At 56.4% G+C, this 18,790-nt stretch carries 21 protein-coding genes; 1 reads left to right on the top strand and 20 read right to left on the bottom strand.

The window, feature by feature from the left end; all coding sequences use genetic code 11:
- Positions 1-13: 13 nt before the first annotated feature.
- The 15 genes from ilvD to rpmE form a co-directional block, all read right to left on the bottom strand.
- Positions 14-1,666 (bottom strand): dihydroxy-acid dehydratase, encoded by a 1,653-nt coding sequence (gene ilvD, locus QTL79_RS12060; RefSeq protein WP_346355217.1) that lies wholly within the window; start codon positions 1,664-1,666, stop codon positions 14-16.
- 12 nt (positions 1,667-1,678) lie between these two features.
- Positions 1,679-2,215: an acetolactate synthase small subunit gene (gene ilvN, locus QTL79_RS12055; RefSeq protein ID WP_346355216.1), complete on the bottom strand. Its 537-nt coding sequence runs from the start codon at positions 2,213-2,215 to the stop codon at positions 1,679-1,681.
- 291 nt (positions 2,216-2,506) lie between these two features.
- Positions 2,507-2,923 carry an ACT domain-containing protein gene (locus tag QTL79_RS12050; protein WP_346355215.1) on the bottom strand — a complete coding sequence of 139 codons (417 nt, stop codon included), beginning with the start codon at positions 2,921-2,923 and terminating at the stop codon, positions 2,507-2,509.
- 2 nt (positions 2,924-2,925) lie between these two features.
- On the bottom strand, positions 2,926-4,239 hold the full coding sequence (locus QTL79_RS12045; RefSeq protein WP_346355214.1) for a phenylacetate--CoA ligase family protein: 1,314 nt from the start codon (positions 4,237-4,239) through the stop codon (positions 2,926-2,928).
- A gap of 226 nt (positions 4,240-4,465) precedes the next feature.
- Entirely contained in the window at positions 4,466-5,377 is a 912-nt protein-coding gene (locus QTL79_RS12040) for a GGDEF domain-containing protein (RefSeq protein ID WP_346355213.1), read from the bottom strand.
- Between the two features lie 190 nt (positions 5,378-5,567).
- A complete protein-coding gene (upp, locus tag QTL79_RS12035) occupies positions 5,568-6,194 on the bottom strand; it encodes a uracil phosphoribosyltransferase (protein ID WP_346355212.1) in 627 nt (208 codons plus the stop codon).
- 29 nt (positions 6,195-6,223) lie between these two features.
- Complete coding sequence (locus tag QTL79_RS12030; RefSeq protein ID WP_346355211.1) at positions 6,224-7,459, bottom strand: serine hydroxymethyltransferase; 1,236 nt, start codon at positions 7,457-7,459, stop codon at positions 6,224-6,226.
- A 68-nt stretch (positions 7,460-7,527) separates the two neighbouring features.
- On the bottom strand, positions 7,528-8,073 hold the full coding sequence (locus tag QTL79_RS12025; protein ID WP_346355210.1) for a TIGR01440 family protein: 546 nt from the start codon (positions 8,071-8,073) through the stop codon (positions 7,528-7,530).
- 18 nt (positions 8,074-8,091) lie between these two features.
- Entirely contained in the window at positions 8,092-8,535 is a 444-nt protein-coding gene (gene rpiB / locus QTL79_RS12020) for a ribose 5-phosphate isomerase B (protein ID WP_346355209.1), read from the bottom strand.
- Positions 8,536-8,566: 31 nt separating this feature from the next.
- Entirely contained in the window at positions 8,567-9,031 is a 465-nt protein-coding gene (locus tag QTL79_RS12015; RefSeq protein ID WP_346355208.1) for a low molecular weight protein arginine phosphatase, read from the bottom strand.
- Positions 9,024-10,091 (bottom strand): L-threonylcarbamoyladenylate synthase, encoded by a 1,068-nt coding sequence (locus QTL79_RS12010; protein WP_346355207.1) that lies wholly within the window; start codon positions 10,089-10,091, stop codon positions 9,024-9,026. Before QTL79_RS12010 ends, QTL79_RS12015 begins: the two co-directional genes overlap by 8 nt.
- 8 nt (positions 10,092-10,099) lie before the next feature.
- The gene (prmC, locus tag QTL79_RS12005) at positions 10,100-10,966 is read right to left on the bottom strand and encodes a peptide chain release factor N(5)-glutamine methyltransferase (RefSeq protein WP_346355206.1); all 867 of its coding nucleotides are present in this window, start codon (positions 10,964-10,966) and stop codon (positions 10,100-10,102) included.
- Between the two features lies 1 nt (position 10,967).
- The gene (prfA, locus tag QTL79_RS12000) at positions 10,968-12,035 is read right to left on the bottom strand and encodes a peptide chain release factor 1 (protein ID WP_346355205.1); all 1,068 of its coding nucleotides are present in this window, start codon (positions 12,033-12,035) and stop codon (positions 10,968-10,970) included.
- A 52-nt stretch (positions 12,036-12,087) separates the two neighbouring features.
- Positions 12,088-12,984, bottom strand: coding sequence for a DUF1385 domain-containing protein (locus QTL79_RS11995; protein ID WP_346355204.1), 897 nt, complete (start codon positions 12,982-12,984; stop codon positions 12,088-12,090).
- A 74-nt stretch (positions 12,985-13,058) separates the two neighbouring features.
- Positions 13,059-13,256, bottom strand: coding sequence for a 50S ribosomal protein L31 (rpmE, locus tag QTL79_RS11990; protein WP_346355203.1), 198 nt, complete (start codon positions 13,254-13,256; stop codon positions 13,059-13,061).
- 251 nt (positions 13,257-13,507) lie between these two features.
- On the opposite strand from rpmE, the gene QTL79_RS11985 reads away from it, so the two are divergent.
- Entirely contained in the window at positions 13,508-13,936 is a 429-nt protein-coding gene (locus QTL79_RS11985) for a universal stress protein (protein ID WP_346355202.1), read from the top strand.
- A gap of 243 nt (positions 13,937-14,179) precedes the next feature.
- Here QTL79_RS11985 and pth read toward each other — a convergent pair whose 3' ends face one another.
- From pth to glmU, 5 genes are all read right to left on the bottom strand, one after another.
- Positions 14,180-14,740: an aminoacyl-tRNA hydrolase gene (gene pth, locus QTL79_RS11980; protein ID WP_346355201.1), complete on the bottom strand. Its 561-nt coding sequence runs from the start codon at positions 14,738-14,740 to the stop codon at positions 14,180-14,182.
- A complete protein-coding gene (locus tag QTL79_RS11975; protein WP_346355200.1) occupies positions 14,737-15,567 on the bottom strand; it encodes a polysaccharide deacetylase family protein in 831 nt (276 codons plus the stop codon). The genes pth and QTL79_RS11975 overlap by 4 nt, the downstream gene beginning before the upstream one ends.
- Positions 15,539-16,201 (bottom strand): GNAT family N-acetyltransferase, encoded by a 663-nt coding sequence (locus QTL79_RS11970; RefSeq protein WP_346355199.1) that lies wholly within the window; start codon positions 16,199-16,201, stop codon positions 15,539-15,541. Before QTL79_RS11970 ends, QTL79_RS11975 begins: the two co-directional genes overlap by 29 nt.
- Before the next feature lie 90 nt (positions 16,202-16,291).
- Positions 16,292-17,245, bottom strand: a complete 954-nt coding sequence (locus tag QTL79_RS11965) for a ribose-phosphate diphosphokinase (protein ID WP_428845479.1) — start codon at positions 17,243-17,245, stop codon at positions 16,292-16,294.
- 59 nt (positions 17,246-17,304) lie between these two features.
- Positions 17,305-18,666 carry a bifunctional UDP-N-acetylglucosamine diphosphorylase/glucosamine-1-phosphate N-acetyltransferase GlmU gene (gene glmU, locus QTL79_RS11960; protein ID WP_346355198.1) on the bottom strand — a complete coding sequence of 454 codons (1,362 nt, stop codon included), beginning with the start codon at positions 18,664-18,666 and terminating at the stop codon, positions 17,305-17,307.
- Positions 18,667-18,790: the final 124 nt, after the last annotated feature.

The following is an 18,790-nucleotide window of genomic DNA, read 5'->3' as shown; positions in this document are numbered from 1 at the left end:
TATCTTTTCTTATTTATTTAAGTACGGCGCCCTGACTGGCCGAACCGACCAGCTTGGCATACCGTGCCAGATATCCTTTGTCCACTTTCGGCGCAGGAGTCTGCCATACGGCGCGACGTCGCTCCAATTCCGCCTCGCTGGCGCCGACTTCAAGCCGCCGACCAGGGATGTCGATGATAATCGTATCGCCTTCCTCGACCAGCGCCAATGGTCCGCCTTCCATCGCTTCCGGCGCGATATGTCCGATGCAGGCGCCGCGCGTAGCGCCGCTGAAACGTCCGTCCGTCAACAGCGCCACGCGCAGTCCCATGCCAGTAATGACCGCAGTAGGATTGAGCATTTCGCGCATACCTGGTCCGCCTTTCGGGCCTTCATAACGGATGACGACGACCTCGCCGTCCTTGATCTTGCGCGCCAGAATACTTTCGATCGCCGCTTCTTCGGAATCAAAGACCCGGGCCGGCCCGCTGAAGACCAGCATGTCATCCGCGACCGCGCTTTCTTTCACGACCGCGCCGTCCGGCGCAAGATTCCCTTTGAGAATCGCAATTCCGCCGGTCGGGCGATACGGCTCCGCTGCGCTGCGAATGACTTCAGGCCGGTTGATCGCCGCGCCGTCGAGACGTTTTGCCAAGATGCCATCGACCGTCAGACAGTCGGTCTTCACAGCGCCGATTCCAGCCAGTTCGGCGAGTACCGCGCTGATGCCGCCGGCCTCGTTCAAATCCTGCAAATGAAACGTGCCGCCCGGGCTCAGTTTGCTGATATACGGCGTCTTGCCGCTTATCGCATCGAAGAGTTCCAGCGGCAACGCGACTTCCGCTTCATGCGCAATCGCAAGCAAGTGCAGTACCGTATTCGAAGAACCGCCGATCGCCATATCCACCGCAATCGCATTTTCAAAGGCCTGGCGCGTCAGGATATCACGCGGTTTCCGATCGGTAAGCGCCAGTTCGACGGCCAAACGGCCCGCCTGTTTGGCCAGTCGCTTGCGTGCACCGGAATTGGCGGCCGGTATCGTGCCGTTGCCCGGCAACGCCATACCGAGCGCCTCCGCCAAACAGTTCATCGTATTAGCGGTGAACAGTCCGGCGCAGGAACCGCAGCCCGGACAGGCGGCCTCTTCCATTGCGCCCAGTTCCGTCGCATCGATCTTGCCGGCTTCAAAACGTCCGGCCGCTTCAAAAATCGTACTGACGCTAATGTCCTTGCCCTGATAACGTCCCGCCAGCATCGGCCCGCCGCTGACGACGACCGAAGGCACATTGATCCTTGCCGCAGCCATCAGCATGCCGGGAACAATCTTATCGCAGTTCGGGATCAGCACCAGACCGTCAAAACCGTGCGCCACCGCCATCGCTTCGAGCGAGTCGGCAATCAGTTCGCGGCTGGCCAACGGATAGCGCATTCCGGCATGACCCATCGCGATGCCGTCGCAGATGCCGATCGCCGGAAATTCGATCGGCGTTCCCCCCGCCGAAGCAATGCCGAGCTTCACGGCGGCCGCCAGTTCGCCCAAATGATTGTGACCGGGAATGATTTCGTTAAAAGCGTTGACGACGCCGATCAGCGGTTTGTTCAAATCTTCCGGTCCATAGCCCATCGCATGAAAAAGTGCGCGATGCGCAGCCCGGGTAGAGCCCTTGGTTACTGCATGACTTCGCATATTCTGACCTCCTTAGACTTCTGCCGCTAATAATGCGGTTAATTGACATTCCTTACTCGAATTCAGGATCGTTTCTTCGCCGCGCTGCAAGCCGATGACGCCGGTGCGAACCATTTCAAGCACCTGGTACGGAGCGAGGACTTCTAAAAATGCGTTGATCTTTTCTTCATCGCCGGTCAACTCCAGCGTGATTGATTGCTCCGCCACGTCGACCGCCTTGGCGCGAAACACTTCCGCCAGCTTGAGAATTTCAAGCCGCCGTTCGCTGCAGGATTTCACCTTGATCAGCGCCAGGCCTCTGACCACCGCCGCCTCCGGCGGCAGGATCGCAACCGATTGGACTTCCACCAGTTTTTCCAGCTGCTTGACCACTTGCTTGACCGTTGCCGCATCCCCTTGCATCACAGCGGTAATCCTTGAACATTCCGCCACTTCCGTCACGCCAACCGCCAAGCTCTCAATATTGAAACCGCGGCGTGAAAACATGCCCGCCACCCGCATCAGCACCCCCGGCTGATTCAGTACCAAAACAGCCAACGTATGTCGCATTTTTCTCTCTCCCTCCCACCAATTGCACACTGTATCCACTTTTCAAGTAATAAAAAAATGCAGGAAGAATCCTACCGCTTGTAAGAAACTTCCCGCAGAGTCTTTTATCCTCACGGTGTAGTGGGCATCGGCCGCACTCTGTATCGCTCGGTCCAGGCCTGCCGTGCAGCGGAACCCTAGATACACTCCCTTAACCATCTCTCATCTTTAACTTTACACTGTTACACGTCTTAGCAATTACTATACATTATCGTCGCACACAAGTATTTTGTCAAGAGATTATCGCCTTTTTCACCAATATACTTCCGGAACTTCGGCCGCTTCCTCGCCGAGCATACCGGCCGCGCGTTCAATATCGTCAACCTTGAAAACAATGCGGGCATCCGCCTGTCCGCCGGCAAACGCATAGAAATATTCGACATTGATGCCCGCCTCACCGAGCCGTTTCACCTGGCGCAGCAAACTGCCCGGTTGGTCGTGCAGGGCAAGCGAGAGCACCTGGTTGCTCTTGACCGTAAAGCCCGCGTCTCGCAGCAGCGTCTCGACCGCAGCCGGACGGTTGACCACGAAACGGACAATGCCGAAATCGGCGGTATCGGCAACCGACATCGCCCGGATATTCACCTCACGTTCGCCTAAGACTTCGAGCACTTCGGCTAGGGTACCCGGCCGATTTTCCAAAAACACCGAAATCTGTTGAATAATCATCGCTATGCCTCCTGCGTCAAATTTCGTTTGTCAATGACACGCTGCGCTTTCCCTTCGCTGCGCTGCAGCGTCTTTGGCCCGACAAGCTTCACCTTGGCGCTGACTTTAAGCACCGAAGCCAGTTGCGCCGCAATCTTGCGTTCCAGTTCTTCCAGACGGCGCACCTCATCGGAAAAAGACGCCTCGTTCACTTCAACCAGCACCGTCAGGATATCGAGATGCCCGCTGCGTTCCACAATCAATTGATAATGCGGCGTCGTTTGCCCCATTTCGAGCAGCACGCTTTCGACTTGCGACGGAAACACATTGACGCCGCGAATGATCAGCATGTCGTCGCTGCGCCCCATCACTTTCGCCATGCGCACCAGCGTCCGGCCGCAAGTGCACGGACTATAGTCGAGCTGCGTGAGATCACGCGTCCGATAACGCAGCATCGGCATGCCTTCTTTGGTCAGGGTGGTAATCACCAGCTCGCCTTTACTGCCCGGCGGCAGCACCTCGCCGCTGAGCGGATCGATGATTTCCGGATAGAAATGGTCCTCGCTAAGGTGCAGCCCCTGCTGCGCCGGACATTCGCTCGCCACGCCCGGCCCGATGATCTCACTCAGTCCGTAAATATCGACCGCCTTGATCGACAGCTCCTCTTCAATTTGCCGGCGCATCGCTTCGGTCCACGGTTCCGCGCCGAAGATGCCCACCCGCAGCTGCGTGGCTTTCGGATCGATGCCCATTTCCCGCATCGATTCGGCGATATGCAGCGCGTACGAAGGCGTACAGGCCAACGCGGTCGTGCCGAAATCGGTCATCAGATTGATTTGCCTGCCCGTATTGCCGCTCGACACGGGAATCACCGAAGCGCCGACCAGTTCCGCGCCATAATGAATACCAAGCCCGCCGGTGAAGAGACCGTAGCCGTAAGCCACCTGAATGTACGATTTATCGCTGACCCCGGCTGCGGTAAGCGTGCGCGCCATCACTTCCGACCAGATGCCCAGGTCTTTTTTCGTATAGCCAACGACTGTCGCCTTGCCGGTTGTGCCGCTCGACGCGTGAATGCGTACGATGTCGCGCGGCGGTACCGCGAACAAGCCGTACGGATAATTGTCGCGCATGTCCTGTTTCGTTGTGAACGGTAAACGGCTGATATCGTCCAGGCTTTGAATGTCCTGCGGCAATAAGCCCGCCGCCTGCATCTTGTCCCGATAGAACGGTACTTTCGTATAAACGCGCTCCACCAGTTCCCGCAATTGCTTCAACTGATAGCGGCCTAATTCCTGACGTTCCATCGTCTCCATCGTCTTGTTCCAGTACTGCATATTCAGCCTCCTTCAAGATATAAAAAAGCCCGGCAAAAAGTCCTCATGGAACTTTCCGCCGGGTCTTTTGTACCCACGGTGTTGTGCAACGCTGCACCTGCGCCGCTCGGACCAGCGTCCGCCTTAAGCAGACCGGAACCCTAGACGCACTTCCACAAACGCGTAACTCTGTAACGCATTTGCTATGAATTATAACAAACAACCGACCGGTCTGGCAAGAAAAAGATCAGCCGCTGACAGACTCGTCGCTGAGAGTTTCCCGCCCGACCGTCTCTTTTGCCCGCTCCAAAAGGCTCGTCGCCGTATCGCCGGTCTGGATAAACGCGCAACCGACCGAGACTTTGAGCGCCACACGATTGCCCTGAATTTCGAGCTCGAGCTGCGACACGAGCGACTTGATCCGTTCGGCGTACATATAGAGCACGCTTTTTTTCGCCTGCGGCGAAAGGATCAAAAAGTTCGCGCCGTGCCAGCGCCCCAAACTGTCAGAGGCGTCGACATTGTTCGCCAGCACCGTGGCGATTTCTTTCAGCGCACGATCACCGCCGGCTTGACCATACTGCTCGTTAATCCGCTCCGTCTGTACGACGTTAATGAAGGTGACGCCGAACATCTCCTTGCTCTCCCTGTAACGGGCAACCATCTGATCGAGTTTGCCCGCCATGTACGACTTGTTGTAGAGTCCGGTCGCGCCGTCGATATAAGCCGCCTTGGTCAGCGTCTTCATCTTCTCCACCAGCTGATCGGCTTCGAGATGCGGCTGTTTTGGCGCATAATAAATCTGCAGCGCGCCTTCCACCTCTCCGTCGATATCGAGCAGCGGATAGGTATGCGTCAGAACCTGGTAGCCGTTGCCGCTGCCGTCGCCGCGCAGCATGTAGACGCTGGAACGGCGTACCACATTATCGCCCAGCGTATGCGTCAAGAGACAATATTTCGGACACACCGTCTGGCCCAGCACATTGTACACGGTCAATATCTCACAACAGCTCTTGCCGATGGCGTCTTGCTCGCGAATGCCGCTCATCTGCTCCATCGCACGATTCCACAAGGTAATCTTCTTCTCCCTGTTCACGAATATGACTCCGTCACTGAGCTGCATTACCATTTCACGATAAAAATCCAACCGCGATGCCATAGCCTTCACCCCTTTAGCATTTGATCCGCAACAATTGGCCTCGATAAGCGATGTATCAATTACCTTCCACATAAAGCAGGTAAATCCTCCTCTTCCTGGGTAAAAGCACCACTTATCCTCCCTGCTAGGACTTTGCGACTACGTAAAAACGCCGCCGCTTTTCTGCGCAGAAAAGCGGCGGCGTTTCCTTTTATTTCGTGCCGAAGATACGGTCGCCGGCATCGCCGAGACCCGGAATGATATAACCATGGTCATTCAGATAGTCATCGACAGCCGCCGTATAGATCTCGACGTCCGGATGTTGTTCGTTGACCATTTTGACGCCTTCCGGCGCAGCGACGAGACACATCAGCTTGATATGCTTCGCGCCTTTCTTCTTCAGCAACTCGATCGCTGCTGCGGACGAACCGCCGGTTGCGAGCATCGGATCGATCAGGATGAAATCGCGCTCCGCGACATCGGTCGGCAGCTTGCAGTAATATTCGACCGGCAATAACGTTTCCGGATCGCGATAGAGACCGACATGGCCGACTTTGGCGGCCGGCATCAGACGGATGATGCCGTTCAGCATGCCGAGGCCCGCGCGCAGAATCGGCACGACGCCCAATTTTTTCCCGGCCAGCATTTTCGATTTGCATTTTGCCACCGGCGTTTCCACTTCGACGTCCTCGAGCGGCAAATCGCGCGTGATCTCAAAGGCCATCAGCATCGAAATTTCTTCGAGCAGTTCGCGGAATTCTTTCGTTCCGGTATTTACGTCCCGCATGATCGATAACTTATGTTGAATTAACGGATGATTGATTATTTTAACTTGCATATGAACACGCTACCTTTCCTTATTACACATTAGGCATACAACGGGAATTTTTTGCAAAGCGCGGCGATGCGCGTTTTTGCTTCCGCTTTTGCGGCTTCGTCTTCCGGCTGCAGCAATACCAGCGCGATAATTTCGCCGACTTCGGCCATCGCCGCCTCGTCCATGCCGCGCGAGGTCAGCGCGGGCGTACCGATGCGGATGCCGCTGGTGACGAACGGACTGGTCGGATCGAACGGAATCGAATTCTTGTTGACGGTCACGCCCACTTCATCGAGCACTTTTTCCGCCACTTTGCCGGTTAAGTTCTGCGGACGCAAATCGACCAGCATCAGATGGTTGTCGGTTCCGCCGGAGACCAGCGTAAAGCCGCGTTCCATCAGTTTGGCGGCCAGCGCCGCCGCATTCTTGACGATCTGTTTTTGATAACGCCGAAATTCTTCGCTCGAAGCTTCCTTGAACGAAACGGCCTTGGCCGCGATGACATGCATCAATGGGCCGCCCTGCAAACCGGGGAAAACCGCCTTGTCGATCGCGGCCGCCAGTTCCTGCTTGCAGAGAATCACGCCGCCGCGCGGTCCGCGCAGCGTCTTATGCGTTGTCGTCGTTACGATATCGGCATGCGGTACCGGCGACGGATGAAGGCCGGCGGCTACCAGTCCGGCGATATGCGCCATGTCGACCATGAACAATGCACCGACTTCGCGGGCTATTTCACCCAAACGTGCAAAATCAATGATTCTCGCATACGCGCTCGCTCCGGCAACCAGCATTTTAGGCTTGTGCTCGCGCGCCAACTCAGCCACTTTGTCATAATCGATCGTATGACTGCCTTCTTCGACGCCGTACGGCACAATGTTGAAATACTTGCCGGAAATATTGACCGGGCTGCCATGCGTCAGATGGCCGCCATGCGCCAGGTTCATGCCGAGAATCGTATCGCCCGGTTTCAAACAGGCGAAGTATACCGCGGTGTTAGCCGATGCGCCGGAATGCGGCTGGACATTGGCGTGTTCCGCGCCGAACAGCGCTTTTACCCGGTCGATAGCCAGCTGTTCCACGACATCGACGTGTTCGCAGCCGCCGTAGTAACGACGGCCCGGATACCCTTCGGCATATTTGTTAGTCAGTACCGAGCCTTGGGCTTCCATAATCACCGGACTGACGAAATTTTCCGAAGCGATCAATTCCAATTTGTTTTGCTGACGCTGCAGCTCCAGGTCCATTGCCTTTGCGATTTCCGGATCAAAGCTTGCCAATTTACTCATAACTCTTTATTCCCCCATTTGCCAGATTTATATTCATCTACCTGCGGCATTGCCGCAAAATGAACTGCTTAGGGATAGACGGCCCGTGGGCCGCCGATGAGTTTCGCCCGAGTCTTAGCCGCTGTCAACGCAGCCTGCCCAATGCTTTTTTGTTCTAAGCGCAGCGGTACTGCCACGCGTTTTAAGTGCATGCCGATAAGCGTCTGGCCGATGTCGAGCCCGGCATGCGCCTCGATAGCCTCAACGACCACCGGCGCTTCATAACGCTGCATCGCACAGGCCGCCAGCGCACCGCCGGCTTGCCGTACCGGGAGCACGCAAACTTCGTCCAGGCCATATCGTTCGGCCGCCGCTTTTTCGACCACCAGCGCACGGTTCAAATGCTCGCAGCACTGGATCGCCAGATAAACGCCCGCCGTTTTGCCGGCCGCCAGCAAGGCGTCCAACAAGGCCGCCGCCACTTCGCTCGACCCGGCCGAACCGATTCTCTCGCCGCAGACTTCGCTGGTGCTGCAGCCGATGACCACAATCTGTCCCGGCTTTATCTCGCTGAGACGTAAGAGTTCGTCGATCGCACGGCTTGTTTCATCCGCTATTTCTTGTCTAAACTCCATGCCTGCCACCCGCCTTTGCTAGCAGTCTTCCTCTAAGCGGCTGATCTTATCTACCCGCTTGGCATGCCGTCCACCGGCAAACTCCGTTTTCAAGAACGTTTCGACGATCATGCGCGCCAGACCGCTGCCGATCACGCGCTCGCCCAGCGCCAGGATGTTGGCATTATTATGCTCGCGCGCCATCTGCGCGGAAAAAACATCGCCGCAGACCGCCGCGCGGACGCCTTTGATCTTGTTGGCCGCGATGCTGATGCCAATGCCGGTGCCGCAGATCAGGATGCCCAAATCAAATTCCTTGGTGACAACCGCTTTGGCCACCACCTCGGCAATTTCAGGATAATCAATCGCTTCGCCGGAGTGCGTGCCGAAATCCTTGACCTCCAGTTGAAGCTGCGCCAGTTGGGCGACAATTTCTTCTTTCAAACGAAAACCGCCATGATCACTGCCGATTGCTATTTTCATTTTGCATCTCCTCTACTTTCTACCGCCGGCTCTATTTTCCTGCCAGTCGGCTAACTTTTTCCCAGACGGCGTCCAGCAATTCTTCCAGTTCTGCCGCGCAGCTTTCGTAAACCGCGTCGCTGCCGCCATAGGGATCTTCCACATCGCCCAATAATCCGGCGTATTCTTTCAGACCCCATGTTTTATTGGCCGCTTCCGGCGCCGCCTGCAAAATGCTGAGGCGGTGGCGCTCGGTCATCGTCAATACCAAATCGGCTTGATCGACAAGGCCCAGCGTCATTTGCGTCGCCCGATGCGCATCTATCGTAAGGCCGCGTTTGGCCATCGCCTTTTTTGCGCCCTCCGATGCCGGGCTGCCAGTCGGCGCCGCCAAGCCAGCAGAGCGAACCGTCAGTCGGTCCTGCAAGCCGGCAAGCGCAATCTTGTTGCGCAGCAGTGTTTCCGCCATCGGACTGCGACAAATATTCCCTGTACAGACGAAGACAATCTCAGCCATGATCGACTCCTCCTTTGATGCAGCGAATCTGATAACCGCTCGCTTTGCGCAGGCGATTCATCAACGCAAGACCCAAACCATCCTCCGCTACGCCGGTCGCATAAATGACCGCCACCGCCTGGCGGTCAAAACTGCGCAGCGCCGTATAGAGTCTCGCCGCCGCGGCCTTGATGTCGCCGCGCGGGCCATAACAGACCGTCACGGTTTCCTGCGGCAAAAGCAGCGCCGTTGTCTCATCGACCAGCGCGCCGACTTTTTCGCCGCGCCCAAGCGCGGCTTTTACTTCCGCCAGGAGCGCTGCGGCAGTTGCTTCCGCCTCGCCTTCAAAAAGAAAAAGCGGCGCCTTTGGTGCATAATGCTTATATTTCATACCCGGCGAACGCGGCGTCTCTTTCGGCTGCGTCAGCGCCGCATCGATTTCGACTTCGCCGAGCACCGCCTCGAGCTGCTCGCGCGTGATGCCGCCGGGGCGAAGAATCGTGGGCACCGGCGTCGTGCAATCGACGACGGTCGACTCAAGGCCAATGCCGCAAGGTCCGCCGTCAAGCACGGCGTCAATGCGTCCGGCTAAATCATCGATGACCGCCTGCGCAGTCGTCGGACTCGGACGACCGGACGTATTGGCGCTCGGCGCTGCAATCGGCACACCAGCCAGTTCTATCAGCCGACGCGCCACCGGACAATTCGGCAGCCGGATCGCCACGCTGTCGAGGCCTCCTGTCACCGCATCCGGCACACTGTCGCGCCGCGGCAGGACAAGAGTCAGCGGGCCCGGCCAGAAGGCCGCCATCAGCGCACGGGCGTTGGCATTGATTTCGCGCGCCAGACGCGCCGCGTCTTCCGGCTTTGCGATATGCAGGATCAACGGGTTATCCGACGGACGGCCTTTTGCAAGGTAAATCGCTTTGACCGCCGCGCAGTCGAGACCGTTTGCGCCGAGCCCGTATACCGTCTCGGTCGGGAATGCGACAAGCCGCCCCTCTCTGAGCAGCGCAGCCGCGATTTGCATGATTTCCTCGTCCGGCGCTTCGCGCCGGATCGTCAGATAGCGTGTTTCCATCCCAGCATTCACCCTCTTTCCACCAGCACCACGCGTTCGATGCCGGAGTAATCCAGGCAGATCTCACTCGCCCCCCAGCCCGCTTCCTGCGCCAAACGGGCGACGCTTTTCGCCTGGTGAATTCCGACTTCCAAAGCCAGCAAGCCGCCCTCTGCCAGGTATTTTCGCCCGTCCAGCAGCAAACGCCGATAGCAATCGAGACCATCGACGCCCGCGACAAGCGCCAGCGTCGGTTCGCTGCGGACTTCCGGCTCCAGCGTCGCCATATCCGCTTGCGGGATATAGGGCGGATTGGATACGATCAAGTCAAAGGTTTCGCCGTTCACCGGCTTCAGGAGATCGCCCTCTCTGAATTCCAAACGCTCCGCAACGCCGAGGCGCTGCGCATTCTGCTTTGCAACGGCCAGCGCATCCGGCGATAAGTCCACCGCGACGCCGCTCGCTTCCGGCAATGCTTTCAGTAAACTGATGATAATCGCGCCGCTACCGGTTCCAATGTCAAGCAAGCGCAGTTTTCCTGCGCGCTGCGTCAGTTTTTCCAGTACCGCTCCCACCAAGATCTCCGTGTCGGGGCGCGGGATCAGCACCGCCGGCGTGACAAAAAAATCATAGCCCATGAATTCCTTGCACGACAGAATATAAGCGACCGGTTCCCGTTTGGCCCGGCGCAGCACGGCGGCGCGAAAAGCCGTCAACTCTTCATCCTGCAACGGCTGATCGAAATGAACATAAAGATACAACCGATCCTTGCCTAGGACATGGGAAAGCAGTACTTCCGCATCCAGGCGGGGATTTTCCACCCCTTTGTCCGCAAAGTACTGCCCGGTCCACTGCAAGATAGAACCAATGTTCCATTTTTCCTTGCGCTGCTCCATTCTAGTCCACCTGTTTCATCCGCTCGCTTTGAGCGGCCGTGTTGAGCGCGTCGATCAATTCGTCCAAATCGCCGTTCAGTACGAAATCCAATTTGTGCAGCGTTAGGCCGATGCGATGATCGGTAACGCGTCCCTGAGGAAAATTATAGGTTCGGATCCGTTCACTGCGGTCGCCGGTTCCGACCTGATTCTTGCGCACCTCGGCTTGCTCGGCATGTTGCTCGGCCTGCGCCAGTTCCAACAGTTTTGCGCGCAGAACGCGCATGCATTTTTCTTTATTCTTCAGCTGCGATTTTTCATCCTGGCACTGTACGACGACGCCGGTAGGCAGATGCGTGATCCGCACCGCCGATTCCGTCTTATTGACGTGCTGTCCGCCCGCGCCGCTCGCGCAATAGGTGTCGATGCGCAGATCGTTGTTGTTAATTGCGACATCGACTTCTTCGGCTTCCGGCAATACCGCGACCGTGACCGTCGAAGTGTGGATGCGCCCGCTTGATTCCGTTTCCGGTACCCGTTGCACGCGATGCACGCCGCTTTCAAACTTCAGACGGCTGTAAGCGCCGTCGCCATCGATTTCAAAGACGACTTCTTTAAAGCCGCCGAGATCGGATGCATTGGAGTCAAGCAGTTCCGTCCGCCAGCCCCGATTGTCGGCATAACGCGTATACATGCGAAAGAGATCGCCGGCGAACAAGGCCGCTTCATCACCGCCTGCGCCGCCGCGGATTTCGACGATGACGCTTTTTTCATCATTAGGGTCACGCGGCATCAGGAGAATGCGCATTTCTTCTTCGAGCTGGCTGTTGCGTTCCTTGAGTTCATTCAACTCCGCCTGCGCCATCGAACGCATCTCATCGTCCAGATTCTCATCGAGCATTTCCAAGGTGTCGGCCAGGCCCTTACGCACCTCTTTGTATTCACGAAACTTGACGATGATCGGCGTCATGCGCGAATGCGCCTTGGTATGCTTCTGCCATTCCGTCATATTGGCAATCACGGACGGGTCGCTGATCAGATTTTCCAATTCCAGATAACGGTCTTCAATGACCTGTAATTTGTCTAACATGCTTATGTTACGCTCCTAAACAGCCGTATTCTTAACAATGTTGGCGTCGCCGCTACGCCGAAACCGTTTCTTTTTCCGCCAGCGGCTCCTGTTCCGGCAATACCGCAAGCAGCGCGCGAATCGCGACTTCCACCTGCGCGTCGTCCGGCTGGCGGGTCGTCAGCTTTTGCAGCCACAGTCCGGGCAGAATCACGTAATGTACCCAGGCCGCCTTGCTCGATCCGGCGAAGCGAATGATTTCATACGCAATGCCTGCCACCAACGGCAGCAAAACGACGCGCGTGGCGATGCGCAGCCACAGATCGGGCCAGCCTAAAAAGGCGAACAGGATGATGCTTACCACCATCACGATCAAAAGAAAATTCGTGCCGCAACGCGGATGCAGCGTGCTGAACTTCTGCACCTCTTCCACGGTCAGCGGTACGCCGGCTTCATAGGCATGAATGCTCTTATGTTCGGCGCCGTGATATTCGAACACTCTTTGGATGTCCTTCATGCGCGATATCGCACCGATATAGAGCAAAAAGATGACCAGGCGCAAGATGCCTTCGAACAGATTCAACAGTCGGGGATCCGTAACGGCGCTATGGATATATTTAGCCGCATAGGTCGGTACGATCACAAAGAGCAAGACCGCCAAGCCCAACGCAAATAACATCGTCAAGACGATTTCACGGTTGCTCAGCTCTTCGCCTTCCTCACCGGCCGCCTGGGCAGAAAAAGATAGTGCCTTCATGCCCTGAACCAGTGATTCGCCAAGAATCACAACGCCGCGCAGCATCGGTTTCTTCAGCATGGGATAGCGTTCGCCCAGCGAACGGCTGCTTTCTTCGCGCACGACAATGTTGCCGCTTGGCTCGCGCACCGCAGTCGCCAAGCGTCCCGGACCTTTCATCATCACGCCCTCGATGACGGCTTGGCCGCCAACCAACGGTTTCTTTGCTTCCATAACTACACCTACCTATACGTCCCGGTTATATAAATGTAGCAGAGCATTGCTGCTCTGCTAGCTGGTAGAAATTCTTATTTGCTGTAACGCTTATTGAATTTCTCGATACGACCGCCAACGGAAATAGCACGTTGCTGGCCAGTGTAGAAGGGATGGCACTTGGAGCAAACGTCTACCCGCAGCTCTTTTTTCACGGAACCGGTAACGAATTTATTGCCGCAACCGCAAGTCACTTGCACTTCGTTATAGTCCGGATGAATATTTTCTCTCATTTATCCTGCACCTCACTTTGTCAATCCGCAATACGTTTTATACCCGATTATTATAGCACAGGAGGTCAAGTCGCCGCAACAGTCATTTCACGATTACGGCAAATTATTACTTTCCCATACTCGAACCAATTTTCCCAGATTCAGTATAGCAAAGTCTCAATAATCGGGCAAGCACAGCAGGAAAATTACGGAAAAGCGCGAACATTTTATAATAAGAATCAACAGCATATAAAAAGAGGGGGCGTTCCATCATGGCTGTAAAAAAAATTGTTTTAGCCTTTGAAGGTTCCGAGGGCAGCAAAAAAGCTCTGGAGTGGGCCTTGGAATTCGCCAAACAATCGCAAGCTGAGATTCACGTAGTAACGATACTGGAATCGGTCGGCATGATCAGCCTCGAACCGACCAGCCAGCTCATCGACATGGAAAACATCCGCGAACAATACCTGCAACAACTAAACGAGTCGACCGCCAAGCTTTGCGACGGCTACTCCTGCACCGTCCGCACGAAGGTGCTCGAAGGCAACGCCGCCGATGAGCTGATCAATTACGCTAAACAGCAGCACGCCGATCTGCTGGTCTGCGGTACGCGCGGCCTCGGTAATTTCACCTCGCTCCTGCTCGGCAGCGTCGCGCATAAGCTGGTCACCTACGCCGATATGCCTGTGTTAGTGGTTAAATAGATGGACAAAACGGCCCGACAATCGTCGGGCCGTTTTAGTTTGCTCGTGGCGCACGGCGCTTGGCTATTAGCCCGAAGCTACTAGCCGTCCTGCCCGTTCTGCCATCAGCCGCCCTAGCCAGAGATTGCTCAAAAAGTGCCAGGTGCTAGCTGTACCGAGGACTGCGCAGCGCCGCGTACTGGGAAGTACGCAAGCCAGCGGCCCGCAGGAAAAGCGATGCAGATGGCGCTTTTTCAGCAGTCTCTACTTGTTGAAGAGATTCATCGCCTTATTCATGCCATCCTTCACGATCGCCTCCACCGCTTCCGCGCTGCGCTCGATCGCCGCCGCGATCAGCGGTTGCTCTTCGGCGGTAAAACGGCTTAAAACATAGTCTACGACCTGCCAGCCGGCAGGCGGACGACCGATGCCCATGCGCAGGCGCAAAAAAGAATCCTTGGCCAGATGCTGGAGCAGTGATTCGATGCCGCGATGCCCGCCCGAACCGCCTTTCATCCGCAAGCGAAGCTTTCCGGTCGGCAGATCCATGTCATCGAAAATCACCACGATATCTTCTTCCGCGACCTTATACCAGCGCGCCAGCTCTCCGACTGCCGTGCCGCTGAGATTCATGTACGTCTGCGGCTTTACGAGCAGCACCGCCTCCGAACCAAGGCGATATTCCGCGACTTCCGCGTTGCTTCGTTTTCGCCAGCCGGTAACGTTCCAGCGGCTGGCCAGTTCATCCAGCACCATGAAACCGACATTATGCTTTGTCGCGCTATATTCCTGACCGGGGTTTCCCAATCCCACGATTATCTTCATTGCCAAGCACCCTCCGTTTTTTGTCGCTGCAGTTCATCCACCGTAACAAAACGGTAGCCCTCTTCCTGCAGGCGTTCGATGATGATCCTTGCGGCCGCGACCGATTGCGCGCGCGACGCTTTTGCTTCCAAACCGTCGCCGTCATGCAGCAGGATGATCGAACCATTCTTCACCTTGCTCAGCGTCCGTTCGACGATTGTTTCCACGCCCGGATTGGTCCAGTCGCGGCTCATCACGGACCATTCGACCACTTTCAAATTCCGTTCCTTCATCGCCGCCAGGATCGCCGGATCACGAAAGCCGTGCGGCGGTCGCATCGCCGTCGGCGCATGACCGGTGATCGATTGGATCGCCCGGCTTGTCTGATCCATTTCTGCGGCCAGCTCCCGCGCGTTGAGCTTCAAAAGATCAACGTGATGGTAGGTGTGGCTGCCGACCTGATGGCCTTCGCGCGCCATTCGCTTTAGCAGCTCCGGATGGCGATCGGCATTTTCGCCGACCACGAAAAAGGTTGCCGGCACACGAAACTCGGCCAGCAGATCCAAAACCTCTCCGGTATACGGCGGATACGGTCCATCGTCAAAAGTCAGCGCCACCAGCTTTTCGCCGCCGTCGCCGCGAAACACGACCGGACCCAATATTTCATTGTCCGGCAGCACCGCGGTCAGCGTCAACGCACCGCCGACCACCAAGCCGCAGAGCGCTACCGTAACGCCAAGACGCGTCGGACGGCGCAAGAGACGAAAATAATCGATCAGCAGCGCCGCGACGACAACCAGCGTAATCAAGCCCAGCATATTAACGAGGCGCAGTTTCAGATCCCACATGCTTATCCGCCATCTCTTTCCACATAATTAGCCAATCGCCCTGCGAATCGGCGGTTTTGCCGCCAGGGACAAAGCCATTTCGTTCATACAAACGCAGCGCCGCCCGATTTTCCGGCCGCACTTCCAGCCGAACTTTCTTCGCACCCTGACGCTTTTGATAGGCAAGCGCCGTCGTAAGCAATGCCTGGCCGCAGCCCGCGCCGCGCGCCGTTTCGTTAACTGCGATGGACAGTATCCTAGCCCCGGCGCTCTGCCCCGGCGTCAACGCCGAACGGATAAAGCCCAGTTTATTCACTAAAATCAAACGCAGCGGCCAAAGTCCAATCCCGTAATCGCCCTTCAGCCAACGCCATGCCCAGTACAAAACGCCGCCTCGTCCCAACGCGATTCGCCATAGCCGCCCCAAACTGGTCGGCGCGAAACAATAACCAAGCAGCGCACCGTTTTCCGACCAGACGCCGAAGGCAGCCTGCGCTTCGGCGCGACGCACCAGCGAAAAAACATCCTCCATCGCCGCGGCTTTCGGCAGACGGCCACGGCAATGATGCAGGACGCTGGCTGCAAAACAAGCGTTGAACAACGCAGCGACCGCCGGAATATCGCCTTCCGTCAAATTGCGCACGCAAATCGTCATGCCGCCACCTTCTTTCTATATGGGATTATACCACAAAAAAAGAAAAGCAGTCCGAAACAAATCTGCTCCGGACTGCTTTTCCATTCTCGCTTATTTTCCGTCGAACAACAAGCTGACCGATTTTTCGCTGAAGATGCTGAGGATGGCATCGCCGATCAGCGGCGCAATCGAAACAACTTTAATTTTAGGATGTATTTTTTCCGGCGGCAACGGAATGCTGTTGGTAACGATCAGTTCTTTGATCGATGATTTTTCGAGACGTTCGATCGCCGGATGGCTAAGCACCGCATGCGTGCAAGCCGCATAGACTTCTTTGGCGCCAAACTTGACCAGCGAATTCGCGCCCTCGGTCAGCGAGCCCGCGGTATCGACGATATCGTCGACAATCACAGCCGTACGTCCTTCGACGCTGCCGATCAGGTTCATTACTTCCGCGACGCCCGGCATCGGACGGCGCTTTTCGATGATCGCGATCGGCGCATGCAGCAAATCGGCAAGCTGACGCGCACGCGTCACGCCGCCGAGATCCGGTGAGACAACGATCAAATCATCCAGCCGTTTGTTGCGGATATAATCGCCCAGTAACGGCACCGCAGTAAAATGGTCGACCGGAATATCGAAGAAACCTTGGATCTGTCCGGCGTGCAAGTCGATCGTCACAACACGCGATGCGCCGGCGGTGGTCAGCAGATTAGCAATCAATTTTGCGGAAATCGGCTCGCGGCCTCGCGTCTTGCGATCTTGACGCGCATACGCGTAGTAAGGTACCACGGCCGTAACGGTCCGGGCCGAAGCCCGTTTCGCCGCATCAATCATGATCAACAGTTCCATCATGTTGTCATTTACCGGATAACTGGTTGGCTGAACGATGTAAACATCTTTGCCTCGTACGCTTTCATCAATGATGACCTGCGTCTCGCCATTGTTAAAATGACCGACAAAGGCATTTCCGAGTTTCGTCCCCATGTGTTCCGCAATTTCTCTGGCCAACCCCTGATTCGAATTACCGGAAAAAATCCGCAATTTGCTTAGATCCACCAACATACTGCTATTTACCTCCTACGCTTTCTACATCCTACGCTATTTTATTTTAGTAAGCCAAACTAACGACGTTTGGTCCAACCGTCAATATTCGTTTGCCGCGCCCGGGCTACACCAAGCGATTCGGCGGGAACATCCTTGGTAATCGTCGATCCGGCCGCCACATAGGCGCCTTCGCCGACCGTCACCGGTGCGACCAAGTTGGCATTGCAGCCGACAAACGCGCCGTCGGCAATTGTCGTGCGATGCTTCTGCTTACCGTCGTAATTGACGGTCACGCAACCGCAACCCATATTGACGCCCGCCCCCATATCGGCATCGCCGATATAGCTCAGATGCGGAATCTTGCTGCCTTGCCCGATCGAACTGTTTTTCACTTCGACGAAATTGCCGATTTTAACCTTGTCGGCCAGTTTCGTCTGCGGACGCAGATGAACATACGGTCCGGCAATGACGCCGTCGCCAACCCGGCAGTCGTGTCCGTAAAGAAAATGCAGCGTACAGCCGTCGCCGACCGCAACATTTTGCAGCCTGACGTCAGGACCGATCGCACAGTTTTCGCCAATCACCGTCGCGCCTTCGAGCCAGGTATTCGGATAGAGAATCGTATCCCGTCCGACCTGAACCTGCGCGTCGACATAGGTGCTGGCCGGATCCATGACGGTGACGCCGTCATCCATCAGCTGCTCCAGCTTGCGCCGCCGCATGATCTGTTCCGCTTCGGCCAGTTGGCGACGCGAATTGATGCCCATCGTGTCTTGGTGATCATCGGCCACTACCGCCCAGACCAAATCGCCCCGTGCGGCCAATATGCCGATGACGTCGGTTAGGTAATACTCGCCCTGCGCGTTGTCGCAATTGATTTTTCCCAATGCGTCAAGCAAGGCCTTGCAATCGAAACAGTAAATCGCGGAGTTCACTTCGCGAATCGCCGCTTCTTCTTCCGTAGCGTCCTTGCGTTCAACGATCTTGACGACCTGTCCCGCTTCGTTGCGGACAACCCGGCCGTACGCGGCCGCATCATCCGGAATAAAAGTCAGTACCGTCGCCGCAGCGCCTTTCGCTTCATGCTCCTGATGCAGTCGTTTTAAAAGCGCCTCCGTCAAGAGCGGCGTATCGCCCGCCAGTACCATCACCGTACCGCTAAACCCCGCCAAAAGCCCCTGCGCCTGCATCACCGCGTGCCCGGTGCCCAACTGTTCCTGCTGCACAACGCACTGCGCCTGCTCGCCAATCGCCGTTTTGACCTCATCGCCGCCAAAACCGACTACCACGATATTGCGCGAAGCACCCGCCTGTGTCGCAGCATCCATCACCTGTTGCACCATCGGTTTGCCGCCCACTTTGTGCAATACTTTGGGCAGCGCCGATTTCATCCGCGTCCCTTTGCCCGCCGCCAAAATAACGGTCAGCCATTCCGCCATACTTGCATCCCCCTTGCTTTCCACGCCGCGACCGCCGCCTGCCGACGTTGCTTTCCTTCTATTTGCATGCATCTATGCATTGAATTGAGCCAAACTTTTTTCTCTTTCGACACCGCTGCAAGCA

The sequence above is a fragment of the Azotosporobacter soli genome (assembly GCF_030542965.1).
Classification (GTDB): domain Bacteria; phylum Bacillota; class Negativicutes; order SG130; family SG130; genus Azotosporobacter; species Azotosporobacter soli.
Note: the sequence above shows the minus strand (reverse complement) of the source record. Positions and strands in the feature narration are given on the sequence as shown.